We start from the raw sequence: 18,958 nt of genomic DNA, 5'->3' as shown, positions 1-18,958 counted from the left end.
ACAATCAGAAAAATAAAAACGGCACCTGCCATTTAACTTTTTAGAGTCAGAGTAGAATGATATCAAGAATTCGGAGAATAAATGCATTCATCCGTCTGGGCCAGTTCATCGGCGACGCGGCAAACGAGGAAACGATCTCGGAATGGGTTGCGGGCGCCAAGAGCCGGAACAACTGGTTTACACCCCCTAATGTGAGGTTGTCACTGAATGCGATTGCCGAACAGTATTTGAATGAGGATAAACTCAAAACCTGGGCAGAAAGTTACCCCGAACCCACCCAATCGCTCAAAATAGGCGTGGTAATGGCCGGAAACATCCCGGCGGTGGGCTTTCACGACGCTCTTTGCGTACTCATAAGCGGACATATATTGCTCGCCAAACCCAGCTCCGACGACCCGCTGCTGATCCGCTCCCTGCTCAATCAACTGATCGAAATCGAGCCGGAATTCGGTGAATACATCCAGTTTGTAGAGCGGCTGAACGATTCCGACGCCTACATCGCCACGGGAAGCAACAATACCGCCCGCTATTTTCACTATTATTTTGCCAAAAAGCCTAACATCATACGTAAGAACCGCACTTCGGTTGCAGCGCTTACGGGCCATGAAACACGGGAAGAACTTAGGGCATTAGCCACCGACATTCTGCAATATTTCGGGCTCGGCTGTCGCAATGTCTCCAAAGTTTTCGTTCCGTCGGGATATGATTTTACCGGGTTTTACCAGGCAATCGAAGAAATGGCGGACGACTACATTAACCACCACAAGTATTTCAATAACTACGAATACAACAAATCCATTTACCTCGTAAACCGCATTGCCCATTCGGATAACGGCTTTTTGTTGGCAACCGAGAGCGAAGCATTGGTTTCGCCTATCAGCGTGCTGCATTACCAGCCATATGATTCGGTCGAAGAGTTGAAAGCATTATTGCGGGAATCGGAAGAACAGATTCAATGCGTGGTGGCGAGGCCGGAATTGCACATTGCCGACGCGTTGCCATTCGGCGGCGCGCAGGCGCCTGGTCTTTCCGATTACGCCGACGGTATCGACACCATGGCATTTTTAAGCAATATAGATTAGACCTTCCCTGCCCTTCCTGATGCCCACACGAGGAAATCAGGAAGGACTTTTGCCCACGTTTCGGGATTGTGCATCCCTTCTTTCATTTCCACATATCGAATATCCCGCCCCCAGGCATACCCTTTCCGTTCCAGCTCGGCAATGCATTCGAGCGTATCTTGGATGGAATCGATCACGCCGTCGCCGTCACGGTCGTCGTACTCGTCCCAGGTTCCGCATTGAAACCAGAAATTCAGCGAAGCTCTCCGTTCGGCATCCCGGATTTGCCGGTGCATAATGCGGTCGCTTTCGGCATAACCTTCGTCCAGCGCCTTTTCCCTCCACCAAAGCGAGCCTGAGAAAACACCTGCATTTGAAAATACCTCCGGATGATTCCATACCGCGTCCAGCGCCATTAACCCACCTAACGAGCAGCCGGCATAGGTAATGCCCTTGGCAACCGTATGATAATGCTGCACTAGCCACGGGATCAATTCTTCGAGGACAAAAGAGGTGGTAAGGCCTGCTTTGTCGCCTCGTCCCGCGTAATCGGGCTGGTGCGCGGTCCCGTACTCGTAGATACGTGCGCCGCCCGCGTGTATGCCCGCGACTACGCACGGGACCATTTTTCCGGCAGCCTGCAATGCAGCCACGGTCTCCGCCATTCGCAAAGTTTCGAAATCCTGCCCGTCATTGAATAGCAACAGCGGGTAAGTGTTGCCAGTATCAAAATCGAGGGGAGCCACGATCGTCACCGTCACCTCCCGACCTAAAAAAACGGATGACAGCGTGGTATTTACGGGCATTATTTTTGGAGAAGAATGGGCTGGATTCACTGCATTGGGACTGCTACGGATGGAAGTAAAACCCGAAAGTTAATAATTTGCTTCCTATGATTTGTTTTGTATATTTCATTTATCAACTATAAACCGTCTTTGTTTGGAAGAGAAGCACATTAAATACTACTCTCATCATCTCGGCAAGGACGTAGAGATGCTTGTTTTCGGCAATTGGGGCTACCCTATCCTGCTTTTCCCGACAACCCTGGGCCGGTACTACCAGGCCAAGGATATGGGGCTGATCGAATCGGTACGATGGCTGGTGGAATCCGGCAAATACAAAATATACTGCGTAGACACGATCGACGCCGACTCCTGGTATGGAAAGCACCTCAACCCCGAATACCGCGTCGCGAACCATATTCAATATGACAAGTTCCTGAAAAACGAGCTCGTACCTTATATAAGGAATGAATGTAATGTAGGCAAGATAGGCGTTGCCGGTTGCAGTTTTGGCGGCTTCCATGCCGCTAACTTCGCCTTCCGCCATCCCGAACAGGTGGCTTACCTCGTAAGCATGAGCGGCGCATTCGATATCCGCGGGTTCCTGGACGGCTTTTATGATGATACGGTGTATTTCAATAACCCGGTCGACTTCATGCCGAACGAGCAAGGCTGGCGTTTTGGCCACATGAAAATCGTACTCGGTACCTCGGAGTGGGACATTTGCCTGGATAGCAACCTCAGGCTGTCGGGCATTCTTAGCAAAAATGGCATTGACCACTGGCTCGACATCCGTGGCCAGGAAAAGCACGACTGGCCGCTTTGGAACAAAATGTTTCCCGATTACCTGTCGCGCATTGTTTTGCAATAATCAAAAACACAACTCAAAACCTGAATATGAAAAAGATTGGAATCCTGTTTGGAATGGAAAACACCTTCCCAAACGCGTTTATCGAGAGAGTCAACAGTAAGGGTGAGGACGGCATTGTCGCAGAGGCCGTAACCATCGATAAAGTGATACAAGCCGCCCCGAACGAATACGCAGTGATCATCGATCGCATTTCGCAGGACGTGCCGTTTTACAGGGCGTTTTTGAAGAATGCAGCGCTGACGGGTACGGCGGTGATCAACAACCCGTTCTGGTGGAGCGCCGACGAGAAGTTCTTCAACAATGCATTGGCAGAGAAATTGGGCATTCCCGTGCCGAAAACAGTGCTATTACCTTCCAAACAACGCCCCGACAATACAAGCGAAACTTCGTTCCGCAATCTGGCCTTCCCGATGGCCTGGGAGGACATATTTCAATATGTAGGATTCCCGGCGTACATGAAACCGCACGACGGCGGCGGCTGGAAAAGCGTTTACCGCGTTGTAAACCCGCAGGATATGTGGATTAAACACGAAGAAACAGGCCAGCTGGTGATGATGTTGCAGGAAGAAATTGTGTTCGACGACTACGTGCGCTGCTACTGCATCGGCCAGAAAGACGTGTTGGTAATGCCTTACGAGCCACGTAACCCGCACCATTTGCGCTACGCCGCCGATTTGAAAGCCCAGGGCGAAGAGCGTGAAAAACTGCTCGAAACCATTAAGGATTACACATTAAAACTGAACATCGCATTAGGTTACGACTTCAATACGGTGGAATTCGCGGTGCGCGATGGCATACCTTATGCGATCGATTTCTGTAACCCCGCGCCGGATGCCGATATTTACTCGGTAGGCCGCGATAATTTTGAATGGGTGGTGGAAGCCGCGGCCAATATGGCCATAGAAAGAGCCAAAGCGCAGGTTCCGGAGCAGATTAACCTCACATGGGGAACATTTATTAACCAGGCGGTGAATGGTGTTCCGGCAGCTGCTGTCGCGGCAGTAGCCGAAACTCCGGCCCCGGTCAAACCAACGGAGCCGGTGAAACCGAAATCTCCGGCAAAACCAACCAAGGCAACGGAGAAAGCCCCTGCAAAAACTGCCGCTCCGGCGAAAGCAACAAAGGCTGCACCCGCCAAACCTGCAAAAGAAGCCACTCCTTCTGCTACGGAGGTAAAAGTCAAAGCCGTAACCCCGAAAAAACCGGCCAAATCCCTCGGTGCGATCGCAACCGAGCCGATTCCCGTAGCGGAGCCGGCAGAACCAAAGGTACCCACTACCAAAGCGGCGGCGACCAAAGCCCCCGCCAAAAACTCCAAATTGAAGAAATCCTGACGAACTAAAATTCAGCCGCTTTTGCATTATGGCAACATTCACCCTGGGAATTGAAGAAGAATTTCAAACCATCGACCCGGTTACCCGAAACCTGCGGTCGCATATGTCAAAGCTGGTTGAAGATGGGAAAATAACCTTGAAGGAGCGCGTGAAGGCGGAAATGCATCAGGCGGTGGTGGAAGTAGGCACGAATATCTGCCATAATATCCAGGAAGCGCGGGAGGAAGTGACCTACCTGCGCAAAATGATCCTGGACCTGGCCGAAAAGCAGGACCTCCAAGTCGCGGCCGCCGGTACACACCCCTTCGCCGACTGGGTGGACCAGCTGATCACACCCGACCCGCGCTACGATGAGATCATCGACGAAATGCGCGACGTGGCGCGGGGCAACCTCATTTTCGGGTTGCACGTGCACGTGGGCATCGAGAGCCGCAACGAGGGGATTCAGATCATGAATGCGGTAAGGTATTTCCTGCCGCACATTTATGCGCTGTCGACCAACTCGCCGTTCTGGTGCGGGCGTAATACCGGTTTCAAATCGTACCGCTCCAAGGTTTTCGACAAATTCCCACGGACCGGCATTCCGGATTTCTTTTCCAGCGCAGCCGAATACGATGAGTATGTGGCATTACTGGTCAAGACCAATTGCATCGATAATGGCAAGAAAATCTGGTGGGACATCCGCGTGCACCCGTTTTTCAACACCATCGAGTTCCGCATGTGCGACGTGCCCATGCGCACGGACGAGACCATATGCCTCGCCGCGATCATGCAGGCGCTCGTAGCCAAGATCCACAAGCTGCACAGCCAGAACCTGAGTTTCCGCCCCTACCGCCGGATGCTCATCAATGAAAACAAATGGCGCGCGGCGCGGTACGGCATCAGCAGCAAGCTCATCGACTTCGGCAAGCAGCAGGAAGTGGAGTACAAAACCCTGATCCACGAGTTGCTCGAATTCATCGACGACGTGCTCGACGAACTCGGCAGCCGCAAGGAGATCGAATACATTCACCAGATCCTCGAAATGGGCACCGGCGCTGACCGTCAGCTGGCTGTTTTCGAAGAAACGGGCAGTTTGAATGCGGTTGTAGATTATATTGTTTCAGAAACCAAAATCGGGATTTGCTAAGAATTAAAACAAACTTTTAACCAAAAACCCGAACTAATCAGGAACACATTTGTTTCAAATAGGTTACCCGATTCTATCACTTAACAGCCGATTTTACTGACACGAACCGGCTACCTACTAAAATGACCACTCATGAAAAGCATTTCCGGATCGCGATCCTGGACATGTACAACGGCCACCCCAACGAGGGAATGCGATGTATCAAAAAGATCATCGCCGCATTCGGAGAGCAGCAGAGCGTGCCCGTTGAATTCACGGTTTTTGATGTAAGACAAAAACGCGAAGTGCCGGGAATGGACTTCGACGCATACATTTCTACGGGAGGTCCGGGAAATCCGGCACCGGTGGGCGAAGCCTGGGAAAAGAAATTCTTCGGGTTTTTGGATAAAATACTGGCTTACAATGCGAAGCGGCAGAACCGCGTCAAAAAGCATTTGTTCCTGATCTGTCATTCTTTTCAAATGGCCTGTATTCACTGGGAACTGGCGGCGGTGAGCAAGCGGCGGAAAACTTCGTTTGGAACGTTTCCGGTGCATAAGACGTCGAATGGCCGCAAAGATCCGCTGCTGAATGCATTGAGCGACCCGTTCTGGATCGTCGATTCACGCGATTTTCAGGTTACCCAGCCGAACCGGGCCGCATTCGATGCTTTGGGCGCCAGGCTGCTTTGTCTGGAAAAAGTCCGTCCGCACGTGCCACTCGAACGCGCCGTGATGGCAATTCGCTTTTCCAACGAGATCGTCGGCACACAGTTTCACCCCGAAGCCGATGCGGAAGGTATGCTACGCTACTTCTTAAATGAAGACAAAAAAATAGCGATTATCAAAGCGCACGGCGAGCAGAAATACAACGACATGATCGAGCATTTGAACGATCCCGAAAAGATTTCGATGACGGAGACGATCGTTATCCCTGCATTTCTGAAAAACGCGTTCAACAAAACGTTCCAGCCAGCCTATGCATAAGCAAGCCCGGGAAGCGTTCAACAACTCCTTCACGGAGAAAGGATACGAGGAATTCGTCGGATCACTCAGCGCGGCGTTTCCCGGTCAACTGGATTTCAGGGTTGCGGAAACGCCTGTTTTTATACCTAAGAACCTGACGGAGAAAATCAGGCAGGCTTCCGACGAAATCATCCGTACATTGGTTTCACCCGATTTTCGCGCCAAAACCGACCGTGCCGTACCATCGAACCAATACGTACCCGGGGAGAACGCGCATACTTCTTTTCTGGCTATCGATTTCGCGATTTGCCGTAACGAGGCAGGCGAGCTCGTTCCACAGCTCATTGAATTACAGGGCTTTCCATCGATTTTCGGGTACCAGGCATTCCTATCCGAGACTTTCAGGAAGCATTTTGACATAAATGAAAATTTCAAATACCTCTTTGGGTCGGATACTTATGATGAATATGTATCCAAACTAAAAGCGCTGATCCTCGGCGAGGAACAACCGGAAAATGTGATTTTACTTGAAATTTATCCTGAAAAGCAGAAAACACGCATTGATTTCGCCGTAACCGAGCAAATGCTGGGCATCAAGGCGGTTTGTTATACCAAACTGATCCGCGAAGGCAGGCAGCTGTTTTATGAAAAAGAAGGCAGGAAAATCCAGGTCAAACGCATTTACAACCGGCTCATTTTCGACGACCTGTTCAACTATCCCGACCTCCAAACCAGCTACCATTTCACCGACGACGTCGATGTGCAATGGGTCGGTCACCCCAACTGGTTTTTCAGGATCAGCAAGTTTGCCATGCCGTTTTTGAATGGAGAATTTGTGCCGGAGACACGCTTTCTGAGCGAGTACCAAGGCGATTTCCCCAATGACCTTCAAAATTATGTTTTGAAGCCCCTGTTCTCATTTGCCGGTTCGGGCGTGCAATTACACCTCACAAAAGCGGATCTGGACGCCATTGCCGACCCGGAAAATTATATATTGCAGCGAAAAGTCGCCTACGAGCCCGTGATCCAGGCGCCCGACGGCCTCGTGAAATGCGAAATCCGCATGATGTACGGCTGGCCCGACGATGCCGAAAAGCCCGAACTGCTGATCAGTCTCAGCCGGTTAAGTCGGGGCGAAATGATCGGCGTCCGGTACAACAAGGATTTCACCTGGGTGGGCGGCAGTGCCAGTTTTTTTGAACATTAGAATGCATATCTCACATCGCCAGCACTTTTTCGACCATCTGGCGCAAACTTCCGATTTCCCGCTTGCCCTTGAAATTGAAAAGGCCGAGGGCGTTTATATGTACGGTCCGGACGGCAAGTCGTATATGGACCTGATTTCCGGTATCGGCGTCAGCAACGTCGGGCATCGGCACCCGAAAGTCCTCGAAGCCATTCACGCACAGCTCGATAAGCACATGCATTTGCTCGTGTACGGGGAGTACGTACAAGGCGCGCAGGTACAACTCGCTAAGGCACTGACCGATACGCTGCATGTCGAAGCCCCGGACCCGTCACCTTTTGGCCTGATCGATAATGTGTATTTCACCAACTCAGGTACCGAAGCGGTGGAGGGCGCGATGAAACTGGCGAAACGTTTTACCAGGCGGCGCGAATTCATTTCCTGCTACAATGCCTACCACGGAGCTACCCAAGGTGCATTAAGTCTGGCCGGGGCGGAGTTTTTCAAAAGAAATTTTCGCCCGCTATTGCCGGGTGTGAAGCATATTCAACATGGTCATTTACCTGATTTAGAGAAAATTACAGACCAAACCGCCGCCGTCGTCATCGAAGTAATCGGCGGAGAATCGGGGGTACGCGTGCCTGATGCCGGCTACCTCGTTGCACTGCGCCGAAGATGCACCGAAACCGGCACGTTGCTCATTTTGGATGAAATACAAACGGGCTTTGGGCGAACCGGAAGTTTCTGGGCATTTGAACAATACGGTATTTACCCTGACATTCTGCTCAGCGCCAAGAGTATGGGCGGCGGTATGCCGATCGGTGCTTTCATGGCATCACAGCAGATCATGAAAGTACTGAAAACCAACCCTATACTGGGCCATATCACTACATTTGGCGGGCATCCTGTGAGTTGTGCGGCATCGCTGGCTGCCTTGCGGGTAACGATCGACGAGCAGCTGGCGGAAGCGTCCATTGCCAAGGGCGAACTGTTTAAATCACTGTTAATTCACCCGGAAATCAAGGAAATACGGGGAAAAGGCCTTATGCTTGCGGCAGAAATGGCCTCTTTCGATCAACTGAAAGCGACCATCGATCAATGCATCGAGCAGGGCGTTGTGACCGACTGGTTCCTGTTTTGTGACAATTCCATGCGCATCGCGCCGCCGCTGACTATCACAGAAGCGCAAATCCGCGAAGCCTGCGCAACCATTATCAAAGTCCTGAATTCTTGAACAATATGAACTATTCCATTCAAAACGACCATTTAAAGATTTCTGTGCAAGAAACCGGCGCCGAGCTCTGCCAGATCCAGTCGACCGTAACCGGCAAAGACTTTCTCTGGAATGCCGATCCGGCCGTTTGGGCCAGCTATGCACCTGTGCTGTTCCCGGTGATCGGGGCTATCAAGAATGGCTTTGTGAAGTATAAAGGCGGTGAATATGCGGTACCCCGGCATGGCATGGTGCGTAACAATGCGAATGTAAAACTAACAAGTCAAACAGCTGATAGTCTTACATTTACACTAAAATACAGCGAAGAAACGCTTGCTATTTATCCTTTTCAATTTGAGTTTCAGATCACTTACCGCCTGGATGGTAAGAAGGTAGTCATCGACCATAAAGTGATCAACCACGGCGGCTCGGAAATGCTTTTTTCCCTCGGCGGCCACCCTGCATTCAAATGCCCGTTGCACGAAGATGAAGTTTATGAGGATTACTATCTCGAATTCGAAGCCATTGAAAACGACTCGACCTGGATTTTGGAAAAAAGCGGGCTCGTAGGCAACACTACCAAACCCGTTCTGGAACATACCAACGTGCTGCATTTGAATGGCCACCTGTTCGATAATGACGCATTGATTTTCAAGCATTTGATTTCAAAACAAGTAAGCCTTCGAAGCACCAGATCGGGGCAGGTAATCACTGTTTATTACAAAGACTTTCCTTATTTAGGCATTTGGGCAAAAGCCGGCGGCAATCCCAAAAACCATTTCGTCTGCATCGAACCGTGGCTGGGTATTGCCGATAGCGACGATTCGGATCAAAACTTTGAAACGAAAGAAGGCATTCTGAAACTGGAAGCGGGCGGGACGTTCGAGGCGAGTTTTAAGATTGAGATTAATGAATAGCTTGACGCCGGAGCGGGAGAAACTCGTCGATTTTATCACCAAAGCATATCCGATGCCCATGAAAACCGCGTCGGATATTGCCGGGCGTTTTTACACCGTCCGTTTCGGCAAAGGCGATTTTCTACTCAAAGAGGGCTCAGTATCAAACGAATACGTTTTCCTGACCGAAGGCTATATGCGATCGTTTGCCACCGATCCCGACGGCAACGACATTACTACCAGCTTTCACGGCCCGCAGCAGGTCGTTTTTGAAATAGCGTCCTTCTTCCACCGCATTCCCTCGCGCGAAAACATACAAGCGCTCACGCCCTGCACAGGCATCGCGATCACGTACGCAACCCTCAACGAGCTCTTTCACGCATTGCCCGAGTTTCGCGAATTCGGCAGAAGCATTCTGGTGAACGGATTCTCCAACCTTAAATCCCGCATGCTGTCGACCATTACGGAAACTGCGGAAGCCCGCTATTTGCAACTGCTGCAAACCAGCCCGGACATTTTCCAGCACGCGCCATTGCGCACCATTGCGACCTACCTCGGCATTACGGACACGTCTCTTAGCCGGATCAGGAAGGAGATTTCCGGGAAGTAGCGCGGTGCATCGGAAGCATTGTCGGTCGGGGTTTGTCAGAAGTTGGCATTTGTAGTCAGGAAGGTCGGGCATTGCCGTGAGATCATTAGTTGCCATTTGGCAAGATTCTTCGCCAATCGATTGATTTTATTTGCCTGAAAATCGATCAAATGCCATGAACAACCTTCCAACATTCCTCCCCGCATTCTTCATCGCCATTGTCGTGGCGACGTGGATAATGCTTTACCAGGCTACCCGCGCTCCGAAATTCATGTGGTTTTTAGCATTGGTCTGGATGCCGGTGCAAATTGCATTGAGTGCCAAAGGATTTTACCTGGATACCACCAGTCTGCCTCCGCACTTTGCATTAGCCATTATACCTCCTGTACTTTTCATCCTCTATCTGGCGGTTTTCCAACGCAGAACCCTCATTGAAAACAGTTCTTTAAAGTATCTGACATTACTTCATACCGTCCGAATAGCCGTCGAACTTGCATTGCTTTTTCTCTTTCGAATGGGAGAAATCCCCCGACTAATGACGTTTGAAGGCAGTAATCCGGATATTCTTTCGGGCATTACGGCGCCATTACTTTGGATCGGCTACCGCAGAGGCATTATCGGCCACAAGGGATTGTTGATTTGGAATGCGGCGTGCCTGGGTTTGCTCCTCAACATCGTGGTCCGCGCCATACTCTCAGCGCCGACTCCGTTTCAGCAATTTGCTTTCGACCAACCGAATACCGGTTTGTTGAAAGCGCCATTTGTTTTGCTGCCCGCATTTATTGTCCCCGCGGTGCTGTTCTCGCATGTTGCGGCGATATTGAAATTGGCTGGCAGCAATGTTACATCCTTGCGGGATTCAGGGTGAACAGCGGATTTTGGCCGGCCATTTGCGCCGCTTGATCCACAAAAAAAGCCCCGTCACCGGGGCTTTAAACTCTTTCGCTAATCGGCGACTATCAAACTGTCGCTTCGATCTGCGCATTCAATTTATCTTCCAGGGTTGTTTTGGGAACAACGCCTACTACTTTATCTACCAGTTGGCCGCCTTTGAAGATCATCAGCGTAGGGATACTACGGATACCGAATTTTGCAGGTACCGAAGAGTTCATATCCACATCCATTTTACCGATAACCGCCTTGCCATCATATTCACCGGCGAGTTGCTCTACAACCGGACCGATCATCTTACAAGGCCCACACCACTCTGCCCAGAAATCAACCAGTACTGGCTTATCGCCCTGGATCAGTTCGTCGAAGGTGCTATCGGTAATTTCAAGTGCTTTTCCCATGTTTTAAGTGTCTAAATGTTATTTATCAATCTGGGTTAATAAGGAATATTACTATCTAAAAGTTCCTCATTTAATTCAATACAAATCAGTTTAAAAAGAATTTCACGCCCAGGGAACCTCTTAGCACCTTAAACAGCTCATTACTAGGCGCTACGCGGTAACCGCGCGACAACATTTCGACTTCCAGATGGCTCTCCGGGTCCTTCACCGTCATGCTCACCTGGCAACCGCCGGGATAACTTCCGAAGGTTTCATTGAGCACGTGAATGAACTGCGCGTCGATCTGATCCAGCGTAAGGTTGATTCTGATTTTCCGGCACATTTTTTCCATGATCTCCGGCAGGAGCTGTATCTGCGAAATTTTGAATTCAAACTGGTCTTCCTGCTTCCAGCGGTTCTGCACTTTGCCTTTGATGTACAGGAACTGGCCGACTTGGAGGTAGTTTTTAAACCTGATGTAGTCCTCACCGCCGATCAGCATTTCCATGGCGCCCTGGTAATCCTCAATTTTGAAGATCATAAAAAGGCTGCCGTTTTTCGACATCCTTTCCTGGGCGCTCGTAACAATGCCCGCCACATTGATTTCCTTGCCATAATACCGCGGCGTACGTTCGCCCTCATGGATTTCCAGCACTTTATCGACCGTGCACGAACAGAAATTGTCCAGCTCGGTCCGGAATGTATCCAGCGGGTGGCCCGAAATGTAGAAACCTACCACCTCCTGCTCGTAACGAAGTTTGGCCAGATCGTCCCATTCGCCGACGTCGGCAGCTTTGGGTTTCGCAAGCGTAGAGCCACTATCGCCCAGCATCCCGAAAAGCGACGCCTGCGCCGACGATTTCTCCGCATGGTAATTGTTCGCGTAGCGTATCAGTTTTTCGATGAAGGTACCCGTTTCCCCCGCCTCGACAGCAAAATACTGAGCCCGGTGATATTCGGGGAAACAGTCGAATGCGCCGGCGTACGCGAGGCTCTCCAATGTCTTTTTATTGACTGTCCGAAGGTTCACCCTCGTCATAAAGTCGAAAACATCCTTAAATGGCCCGTTGTTCGTGCGCTCTTCGATGATCGATTCCACCGCAGCGTCGCCGCTTCCTTTCACACCCGCGAGACCAAAACGTATCTCCTTTTTCTTGTTCACACCAAACTGGCGCTCCGATTCATTAATATCTGGACCCAAAACGGTAATGCCGAGGTTTTTACATTCTTCGAGGAAGAACGTGATCTTGTCAATACTTCCCAGCGAGCTGGTCAATACCGCCGCCATGTACTCCGACTGGTAATGCGCTTTCAGATAGGCCGTCTGGTAAGCCACGAATGCATAGCAAGTCGAGTGGGACTTATTAAATGCGTAGGACGCGAATGCCTCCCAGTCGGTCCATATTTTTTCGAGCTTCTTCGCGTCGAGGCCTTTTTCAGTGCCGCCTTTCATGAAGTCGCCTTTGAGTTTGTTCAGCGTTTCGATCTGCTTCTTACCCATCGCTTTCCGCAGCGTATCCGCCTGGCCTTTCGTAAAGCCGGCCAGCTTCTGCGACAAAAGCATTACCTGCTCCTGGTACACCGTAATACCGTAAGTATCAGCCAGGTATTCTTCCAGTTCAGGCAAATCGTAGGTTACTTCTTCCTGCCCGTTCTTCCGGCGGATGAAGTTAGGAATGTACGCGATCGGCCCTGGCCGGTACAATGCGTTCATCGCGATCAAGTGCTCGAAACGGTCAGGAATGAGGTCGCGCATGTACTTCTTCATCCCGTCGGATTCGAACTGGAATATCGCGTTGGTCTCTCCCCGTTGGAACAATTCGAAAACCTTGGGGTCGTCAAGCGGTACATCGTCGATCACAATATCTACCCCGTGGTTGTTCTTGATCATCCTAAGGGCCTCCTTAATGATCGAAAGGTTTCGAAGCCCCAAAAAGTCCATCTTAATTACCCCGGCGTCTTCGATGATTTTTCCCTGGTATTGGGTAATCAAAAAGTCGGAGTCTTTGGACGTACTCACCGGGATAATTTCCGTCAGATCGCTCGGTGCGATAATGATACCGGCCGCGTGGATACCGGTGTTCCTTACGGTGCCTTCCAATCGGCGCGCCTCCTGTAAAACACTCGCTTGCAAGTCATTACCCAATGCAATCGAGCGCATCCGCTTCACATTTTCCAATTCGTCGGGCGAAATGCCTTCTTTTTTCATGAGGCTGCCCTCCCCTTCTAACGGCGCCGTGAAAATGCGGTTCAGTGTCATATTATAGGTAGGCTTATCGGGCACGAGCTTCGCAAGCATGTTCGCGTCGGGCAGCGGAAGATCCATCACCCGCGCCACGTCCTTGATCGCCGACTTGGCGGCCATGGTACCATAAGTCACGATCTGCGCAACCTGGTTGTAGCCATATTTTTTCACCACATAATCGATCACCTTCTGACGGCCGTCGTCGTCGAAGTCGGTATCGATATCGGGCATGGAGATACGGTCGGGATTGAGGAAACGCTCAAAAAGAAGGTCGTACTTAACCGGGTCGATATTCGTGATCCCGATCGCATACGCCACCGCGGAACCCGCGGCCGAACCACGTCCCGGACCGATGAAGACGCCCATTTTGCGCCCCGCATCGATAAAGTCCGCCACAATCAGGAAGTAACCCGGGAAACCCATGTTCCGGATCGTTTGCAGCTCAAAGTTGAGCCGCTCCTCGATTTCCGGCGTTACCACTTCATATTTCCTGCGTGCGCCCTCGAATGTAAGGTGCCGCAGGTATTCCCACTGGTTCAGCACATCGGCGGTAAGCTCCTTTTTCCCCACCATTTCCGACAGCGTATGCGTCTTGAACTCGTCGGGAATCGGAAAGTTGGGCAGCAGGATGTCTTTCCGGAGATCGAGTGTTTTAATTTTATCTACGATCTCATTGGTGTTGTCCAGCGACTCGGGCAGGTCGTTGAACAGTTCCAGCATTTCGCTGGTTTTTTTGAAATAAAACTGGTCGTTGTAAAATGCGAAGCGGGAGCCTTTCGGAATACCCTTGTCATCGTCAAAATCCTTGGCCGAAGGGGTACTTTGCTTATCTCCCGTATTAATACATAGCAGGATATCATGTGCATTCCAGTCGTCGCGATCCACATAATGCGAGTCGTTCGAGCAAATGATCTTGACATTATATTTTCTCGCGAACTTGATAAGCACCTCATTCACAATATATTGATCACGAATATCGTGACGCTGCAATTCCACGTAAAAATCGTCTCCGAACAGATCCAACCACCACCGGAATTCCTTTTCCGCGGCCTCTTCGCCCTGGCGAATGATTGTTTTCGGGACCATCGCACCAATGCAACACGTCGTGGCGATCAATCCCTGATGATATTTCACGATCAGCTCCTTGTCGATCCGGGGATATTTACCGTACATCCCCTCCATGAAGCCCAGCGAGCACATTTTCACGAGGTTTTTGTAGCCAATTTCATCTTTTGCAAGCAGCAACTGGTGAAAGCGGACATCCTTTTTGTCTTTGGTAAACTGCCGCACATGCCGGTCCTCCACCACATAAAACTCGCAACCGACGATCGGTTTGATACCCTGCTTGTTCCCCTCGGCCACAAACTCGAACACCCCGAACATATTACCATGGTCGGTGATGGCGACGGCGGGCATATTGTCCTCCTTGGCCTTTTTGAAAAGCTTTTTGATATCGGCAGCACCGTCGAGCAGCGAGAACTGTGTGTGACAGTGCAAATGTGAAAATTGCATATTAAATGGGTTGTAATGGGTATGGCAGCCTTGTCAGATCCGGGTCGGGTCAATGCTCTTCCGCCTCTTCGTACAATACATAATTCATATAATCGGTAAAGGGTTTCAGCAATTGAATGCCTTTCAAAACCTGGTCACCGAAGTCTTTGGAAGCCACCTGTTTATCGGTATATCGATGCATGAAGAAAAGTTGTTTGCGTTTCAGCAGCGCTATTTCCGGGTGATCTTTGGAATATCCTTTCGGCACTGTTTTCAGGCTTTCGCCGTGAATTTCAGGAAAATAGTCATAAAATTCCTTTTCGTGAATGATCGTCTTCAGCTCGTCGGCATTGTAGTCAATCTCCTGGCGGAAGCGGGCAAGTTGTTCTGTGGTCACCTCCCACATCCCGCCACCGAGGAACGTCTGGTCCCCTGGCTGAACTTGCAGGTAATAATCAATTTTCCCCGAACTCTTCCCGCCCGGACCGATGCCCGCGGCCAGATTTTTCTTGTACGGGTCTTTATTTTTCGAGAACCGGACATCCCGGTAAATGCGCAGCATGCAATCCTTAACTTGTATATTTCCGAGGTCCTCGAACTTCCCTACCTCGGTGATCAGGTACCCGACCAGCTTCTCCATATCCGCCTTCGCGGCCTCATAAAGTTTCTTATTTTCCTGAAACCACTCCCTGTTATTGTTTTCGGCTAATTGACTGAGAAAGTGCAGCGTTTTAGAATCCATGTCGCGTTGGTGAAGGTATAAAATTCAAATTTACTACGTTTTCTGGTTCAATTTAACGAATTTTGGGATTAAGAAAAGGCTAATGCTTACCGGAAAACGCTAACCTGTTGATAGCTATGAATGTGCAGTATTTGTCGAATGAGAAGGGAGAAAGAACTGGTGTTTATATCTCCATGAAGGATTGGGAAAAAATCCAGAAAAAGCTCGAATACACTGATTTTTGGGATGAACTTCCTGATCATGTGAAAGATAGCGTAGACCGCGGTTTGAAACAATCAGCGGCAGGTGAGACTATCCCTCACGAGGAAGTGATGAAAAAATTCAGTAAATATCTGTGAGTTTACCCATACACTGGACGGCAGAAGCAGTGGAAAGCTTTACCGACATAATCGCACACTTGGAAAGTAATTGGTCTGAAAGGCAGATCAGGAAATTCATCCGAAAAACAAAGGATGCACTAAAACAAATAGCGGCATTTCCTTTGATGTACGAGGCTTCACGAATGAGGCCAGGCGTGCGTAAAGGGTTCATTACCAAACAATGCTCACTATTGTACAAGGTAAAGGAAGAACACATCGATCTAATTGCCTTTTGGGACAATCGCCGCAAACCAACATCAAGTAACTAAGTATCAATAGTAATAAATGGCCAGAATCCTAACAGGCATTCAAAGCAGCGGGCGACCTCACCTGGGTAACATCCTGGGAGCCATCAAACCTGCGATCGAACTCTCTAAAAATCCTCAGAACGAATCTTTTTTCTTCATTGCCGACCTCCATTCGCTCACGACGCTGAAAAATGGCGAAGAACGCGGCGAATACGTCCGCGCGATTGCCGCTACCTGGCTCGCATTCGGATTCGATTACCAAAAGAATGTATTCTGGCGGCAATCGCGGGTGCAGGAGCATACAGAACTCGCCTGGTACCTCAATTGCTTCACGCCGTTCCCGATGCTGGCCAATGCGACTTCATTCAAAGACAAATCGGAGAAGTTGGCGGATGTGAATGCGGGGCTTTTCACCTATCCTGTTTTGCAAGCGGCTGATATTCTGCTTTATAATGCCAATATCATCCCGGTAGGCAAGGACCAGAAGCAGCATCTGGAAATGTCCAAAGACATTGCCAACCGCTTCAACATCCTGGCAGGCGAGGAAATCCTGGTACTTCCCGAGCCACAGATAGACGAGCGCATTATGACGATTCCCGGCCTCGACGGACAGAAAATGAGCAAGTCGTACCATAATTACATTGATATTTTCCTCCCGGAAAACGAGTTGAAAAAGATCACGAAAAAGATCCTTTCCGACTCGAAGCAACTCGAAGAACCCAAAGATCCGGACAACGACATCACATTCCAGCTTTACAGCCTGGTAGCGAGTGAAACCGACGTTGAGACGATGCGCCAGAACTACCTGAACGGCGGTTACGGCTACGGGCACGCCAAACAGGCACTTTTTGAATGCTTCCTGGAAGTGTTCGCTGAGCCACGTCGCATTTTCAATTATTATATGGAAAATACCGAAGAGCTGGAAGGCATTCTGGACGCAGGCGAAGCCAAAGCCCGGGAAATTGCGCAGGATACGATCGGTAAAGTGAGAAAAGTACTCGGTTTCAGTTCATGACGGAGGCGGTACAAAGCATAGTCCGCATCGACCAGGAGCTGTTTTTATGGCTCAACGGCCTGCACACGCCCTGGCTCGACACGGTCATGTACTGCATTACCTATAAATTCACCTGGATACCGCTTTACATGCTGCTGATCGCATTGACAATCAGGGCGGAAGGCTGGAAAAAGGGCGGATTGATCGTGATTACCGTGGTACTGGCCGTTGCTGTGGCCGACAAAGTTACCTCGGGATTCATGAAACCCTATTTCCTGAGGTTAAGGCCCTGCCACGACCCGACAATCACGACGGTCATGCACCACGTGACGGATTGTGGGGGTCTTTACGGCTTTGCGTCGTCGCACGCGTCCACCAGTTTTGCATTGGCGACAGCGTGGTTCAGCTTGCTGCGAAGCAAAATACCTCAAATGGCGTTTTTGTTCCTCTGGGCGCTCGTATACGCTTATAGCCGGGTATATGTAGGGGTGCATTACCCGCTCGATATCCTGGTCGGAGCGCTGGTCGGACTGCTCGTCGGGTACTGCGTTGTGCAGCTTTATTATATTTTTTTTAAAAAGATACTATCTTAATTAACTGGTTTTATTTAATTTTGCGCAAATTTTAGTTTGGCCATGGGTTCATTCAATACAGTAAAAATATTTTCGGGGAGTCAGTCCGAATATTTGGCCAAAGACATTGCCAGGTATTATGGTAAGGAACTGGGAGGCTACACGTTGCGCAAATTCAGCGACGGTGAGTTGTCGCCAAGTTTCGAGGAGTCGATCAGGGGTTGCGATGTTTTTCTCATCCAATCTACGTTCCCTCCGGCCGATAACCTGATGGAGTTGCTGCTGATGGTGGATGCGGCCCGTCGTGCTTCGGCGCATTATGTGACGGTGGTGATCCCCTATTTCGGCTACGCCAGACAAGACAGAAAAGACAAGCCACGCGTGGCTATCGCAGCGAAAGTCGTTGCGAACCTCCTCACGGCAGTGGGAGTTGACCGCGTGATGACCATAGACTTACACGCCGGACAGATCCAGGGCTTTCTAGACCTGCCTGTCGACCACCTCGAAGGAACCTCGATTTTTGTTCCTTATATCAAATCCCTGAACCTCAAAAATCTTCTGATCGCATCGCCCGACGTAGGCGGCGCCGCACGTGCACGGAATTTTGCCAAGTTCCTGAACGCGGACATGATCCTTTGTGACAAGCACCGGAAACGCGCCAACGAAATCGCGAGCATGCAGGTGATCGGAGATGTGGAGGGGATGGATGTAGTGCTGGTAGACGACCTGATCGATACGGGAGGTACGCTTTGCAAGGCAGCCGAGATTATCATGGAAAAAGGTGCGTCGTCTGTGCGGGCGATCAGCACACACGCGATCATGTCTGGCAAGGCGCATGAAAATATTGCCAACTCGGTGCTGGAAGAGCTGATTGTAACAGATACAATCCCTCTTAAGCAACAGAATGAAAAAATCCGCGTGCTGTCTGTTGCAGAAATTTTTGCAAAGGCAATAGGTCGGATCCGCGATCACGAATCTATTAGTTCATTGTTTATAAATTCTCAGTAAATTTTCTTTTATTTAACTTTATT

19 protein-coding genes are annotated in these 18,958 nt (G+C 50.1%); 15 read left to right on the top strand and 4 right to left on the bottom strand.

Annotation, left to right across the window (positions count from 1 at the left end):
• Positions 1 to 56 precede the first annotated feature (56 nt).
• On the top strand, positions 57 to 1,082 hold the full coding sequence (locus BMW93_RS18515; protein WP_090379528.1) for an acyl-CoA reductase: 1,026 nt from the start codon (positions 57 to 59) through the stop codon (positions 1,080 to 1,082).
• Here the strand turns inward: BMW93_RS18515 and BMW93_RS18510 are convergent.
• Positions 1,079 to 1,867: an esterase family protein gene (locus BMW93_RS18510; protein ID WP_090379525.1), complete on the bottom strand. Its 789-nt coding sequence runs from the start codon at positions 1,865 to 1,867 to the stop codon at positions 1,079 to 1,081. The two genes, BMW93_RS18515 and BMW93_RS18510, sit on opposite strands and share 4 nt — an antisense overlap.
• Positions 1,868 to 2,000: 133 nt before the next feature.
• On the opposite strand from BMW93_RS18510, the gene BMW93_RS18505 reads away from it, so the two are divergent.
• The 9 genes from BMW93_RS18505 to BMW93_RS18465 all read left to right on the top strand — a co-directional run bounded on the left by BMW93_RS18505 (position 2,001) and on the right by BMW93_RS18465 (position 10,873).
• Complete coding sequence (locus BMW93_RS18505) at positions 2,001 to 2,714, top strand: esterase family protein (protein WP_090379522.1); 714 nt, start codon at positions 2,001 to 2,003, stop codon at positions 2,712 to 2,714.
• A 26-nt stretch (positions 2,715 to 2,740) separates the two neighbouring features.
• Positions 2,741 to 4,048 carry a RimK family alpha-L-glutamate ligase gene (locus BMW93_RS18500; RefSeq protein ID WP_090379519.1) on the top strand — a complete coding sequence of 436 codons (1,308 nt, stop codon included), beginning with the start codon at positions 2,741 to 2,743 and terminating at the stop codon, positions 4,046 to 4,048.
• Between the two features lie 28 nt (positions 4,049 to 4,076).
• The gene (locus tag BMW93_RS18495; RefSeq protein WP_090379516.1) at positions 4,077 to 5,177 is read left to right on the top strand and encodes a carboxylate-amine ligase; all 1,101 of its coding nucleotides are present in this window, start codon (positions 4,077 to 4,079) and stop codon (positions 5,175 to 5,177) included.
• 122 nt (positions 5,178 to 5,299) lie between these two features.
• Positions 5,300 to 6,142 (top strand): type 1 glutamine amidotransferase, encoded by an 843-nt coding sequence (locus tag BMW93_RS18490; protein ID WP_090379513.1) that lies wholly within the window; start codon positions 5,300 to 5,302, stop codon positions 6,140 to 6,142.
• A complete protein-coding gene (locus tag BMW93_RS18485; protein ID WP_090379510.1) occupies positions 6,135 to 7,328 on the top strand; it encodes a hypothetical protein in 1,194 nt (397 codons plus the stop codon). Before BMW93_RS18490 ends, BMW93_RS18485 begins: the two co-directional genes overlap by 8 nt.
• Position 7,329: 1 nt before the next feature.
• A complete protein-coding gene (locus BMW93_RS18480) occupies positions 7,330 to 8,541 on the top strand; it encodes an aspartate aminotransferase family protein (RefSeq protein WP_090379508.1) in 1,212 nt (403 codons plus the stop codon).
• A 5-nt stretch (positions 8,542 to 8,546) separates the two neighbouring features.
• Positions 8,547 to 9,437: an aldose 1-epimerase family protein gene (locus BMW93_RS18475; RefSeq protein WP_090379505.1), complete on the top strand. Its 891-nt coding sequence runs from the start codon at positions 8,547 to 8,549 to the stop codon at positions 9,435 to 9,437.
• A complete protein-coding gene (locus tag BMW93_RS18470; protein WP_090379502.1) occupies positions 9,430 to 10,026 on the top strand; it encodes a Crp/Fnr family transcriptional regulator in 597 nt (198 codons plus the stop codon). Before BMW93_RS18475 ends, BMW93_RS18470 begins: the two co-directional genes overlap by 8 nt.
• A gap of 154 nt (positions 10,027 to 10,180) precedes the next feature.
• Complete coding sequence (locus BMW93_RS18465; RefSeq protein ID WP_229240574.1) at positions 10,181 to 10,873, top strand: hypothetical protein; 693 nt, start codon at positions 10,181 to 10,183, stop codon at positions 10,871 to 10,873.
• 91 nt (positions 10,874 to 10,964) lie between these two features.
• Here BMW93_RS18465 and trxA read toward each other — a convergent pair whose 3' ends face one another.
• The 3 genes from trxA to BMW93_RS18450 all read right to left on the bottom strand — a co-directional run bounded on the left by trxA (position 10,965) and on the right by BMW93_RS18450 (position 15,754).
• Entirely contained in the window at positions 10,965 to 11,297 is a 333-nt protein-coding gene (trxA, locus tag BMW93_RS18460) for a thioredoxin (RefSeq protein ID WP_090157505.1), read from the bottom strand.
• An 85-nt stretch (positions 11,298 to 11,382) separates the two neighbouring features.
• A complete protein-coding gene (dnaE, locus tag BMW93_RS18455) occupies positions 11,383 to 15,033 on the bottom strand; it encodes a DNA polymerase III subunit alpha (RefSeq protein WP_090379499.1) in 3,651 nt (1,216 codons plus the stop codon).
• 49 nt (positions 15,034 to 15,082) lie between these two features.
• Positions 15,083 to 15,754, bottom strand: a complete 672-nt coding sequence (locus tag BMW93_RS18450) for a DUF2461 domain-containing protein (protein WP_090379496.1) — start codon at positions 15,752 to 15,754, stop codon at positions 15,083 to 15,085.
• A 116-nt stretch (positions 15,755 to 15,870) separates the two neighbouring features.
• Here BMW93_RS18450 and BMW93_RS18445 point away from each other — a divergent pair, with 116 nt between their 5' ends.
• The 5 genes from BMW93_RS18445 to BMW93_RS18425 are packed head-to-tail and all read left to right on the top strand — an operon-like array spanning position 15,871 to position 18,935.
• Positions 15,871 to 16,092 carry a hypothetical protein gene (locus tag BMW93_RS18445; protein WP_090379493.1) on the top strand — a complete coding sequence of 74 codons (222 nt, stop codon included), beginning with the start codon at positions 15,871 to 15,873 and terminating at the stop codon, positions 16,090 to 16,092.
• On the top strand, positions 16,089 to 16,382 hold the full coding sequence (locus tag BMW93_RS36300; RefSeq protein WP_177194121.1) for a type II toxin-antitoxin system RelE/ParE family toxin: 294 nt from the start codon (positions 16,089 to 16,091) through the stop codon (positions 16,380 to 16,382). Before BMW93_RS18445 ends, BMW93_RS36300 begins: the two co-directional genes overlap by 4 nt.
• A 16-nt stretch (positions 16,383 to 16,398) precedes the next feature.
• On the top strand, positions 16,399 to 17,376 hold the full coding sequence (gene trpS, locus BMW93_RS18435) for a tryptophan--tRNA ligase (protein WP_090379486.1): 978 nt from the start codon (positions 16,399 to 16,401) through the stop codon (positions 17,374 to 17,376).
• Complete coding sequence (locus BMW93_RS18430; RefSeq protein ID WP_229240573.1) at positions 17,373 to 17,948, top strand: phosphatase PAP2 family protein; 576 nt, start codon at positions 17,373 to 17,375, stop codon at positions 17,946 to 17,948. The genes trpS and BMW93_RS18430 overlap by 4 nt, the downstream gene beginning before the upstream one ends.
• Before the next feature lie 42 nt (positions 17,949 to 17,990).
• On the top strand, positions 17,991 to 18,935 hold the full coding sequence (locus tag BMW93_RS18425; RefSeq protein WP_090379483.1) for a ribose-phosphate pyrophosphokinase: 945 nt from the start codon (positions 17,991 to 17,993) through the stop codon (positions 18,933 to 18,935).
• Positions 18,936 to 18,958 lie beyond the last annotated feature (23 nt).

The organism is Dyadobacter sp. SG02, assembly GCF_900109045.1.
Taxonomy (GTDB): Bacteria; Bacteroidota; Bacteroidia; order Cytophagales; family Spirosomataceae; genus Dyadobacter.
Note: the sequence above shows the minus strand (reverse complement) of the source record. Positions and strands in the feature narration are given on the sequence as shown.

Bases quoted from the DNA above. Each gene is read 5' to 3' on its own strand.
- BMW93_RS18515 (WP_090379528.1), top strand. From the start codon at position 57: ATGATATCAAGAATTCGGAGAATAAATGCATTCATCCGTCTGGGCCAG.
- BMW93_RS18510 (WP_090379525.1), bottom strand. From the start codon at position 1,867: ATGCCCGTAAATACCACGCTGTCATCCGTTTTTTTAGGTCGGGAGGTG.
- BMW93_RS18500 (WP_090379519.1), top strand. From the start codon at position 2,741: ATGAAAAAGATTGGAATCCTGTTTGGAATGGAAAACACCTTCCCAAAC.
- BMW93_RS18495 (WP_090379516.1), top strand. From the start codon at position 4,077: ATGGCAACATTCACCCTGGGAATTGAAGAAGAATTTCAAACCATCGAC.
- BMW93_RS18490 (WP_090379513.1), top strand. From the start codon at position 5,300: ATGACCACTCATGAAAAGCATTTCCGGATCGCGATCCTGGACATGTAC.
- BMW93_RS18485 (WP_090379510.1), top strand. From the start codon at position 6,135: ATGCATAAGCAAGCCCGGGAAGCGTTCAACAACTCCTTCACGGAGAAA.
- BMW93_RS18480 (WP_090379508.1), top strand. From the start codon at position 7,330: ATGCATATCTCACATCGCCAGCACTTTTTCGACCATCTGGCGCAAACT.
- BMW93_RS18475 (WP_090379505.1), top strand. From the start codon at position 8,547: ATGAACTATTCCATTCAAAACGACCATTTAAAGATTTCTGTGCAAGAA.
- BMW93_RS18470 (WP_090379502.1), top strand. From the start codon at position 9,430: ATGAATAGCTTGACGCCGGAGCGGGAGAAACTCGTCGATTTTATCACC.
- BMW93_RS18465 (WP_229240574.1), top strand. From the start codon at position 10,181: ATGAACAACCTTCCAACATTCCTCCCCGCATTCTTCATCGCCATTGTC.
- trxA (WP_090157505.1), bottom strand. From the start codon at position 11,297: ATGGGAAAAGCACTTGAAATTACCGATAGCACCTTCGACGAACTGATC.
- dnaE (WP_090379499.1), bottom strand. From the start codon at position 15,033: ATGCAATTTTCACATTTGCACTGTCACACACAGTTCTCGCTGCTCGAC.
- BMW93_RS18450 (WP_090379496.1), bottom strand. From the start codon at position 15,754: ATGGATTCTAAAACGCTGCACTTTCTCAGTCAATTAGCCGAAAACAAT.
- BMW93_RS18445 (WP_090379493.1), top strand. From the start codon at position 15,871: ATGAATGTGCAGTATTTGTCGAATGAGAAGGGAGAAAGAACTGGTGTT.
- trpS (WP_090379486.1), top strand. From the start codon at position 16,399: ATGGCCAGAATCCTAACAGGCATTCAAAGCAGCGGGCGACCTCACCTG.
- BMW93_RS18430 (WP_229240573.1), top strand. From the start codon at position 17,373: ATGACGGAGGCGGTACAAAGCATAGTCCGCATCGACCAGGAGCTGTTT.
- BMW93_RS18425 (WP_090379483.1), top strand. From the start codon at position 17,991: ATGGGTTCATTCAATACAGTAAAAATATTTTCGGGGAGTCAGTCCGAA.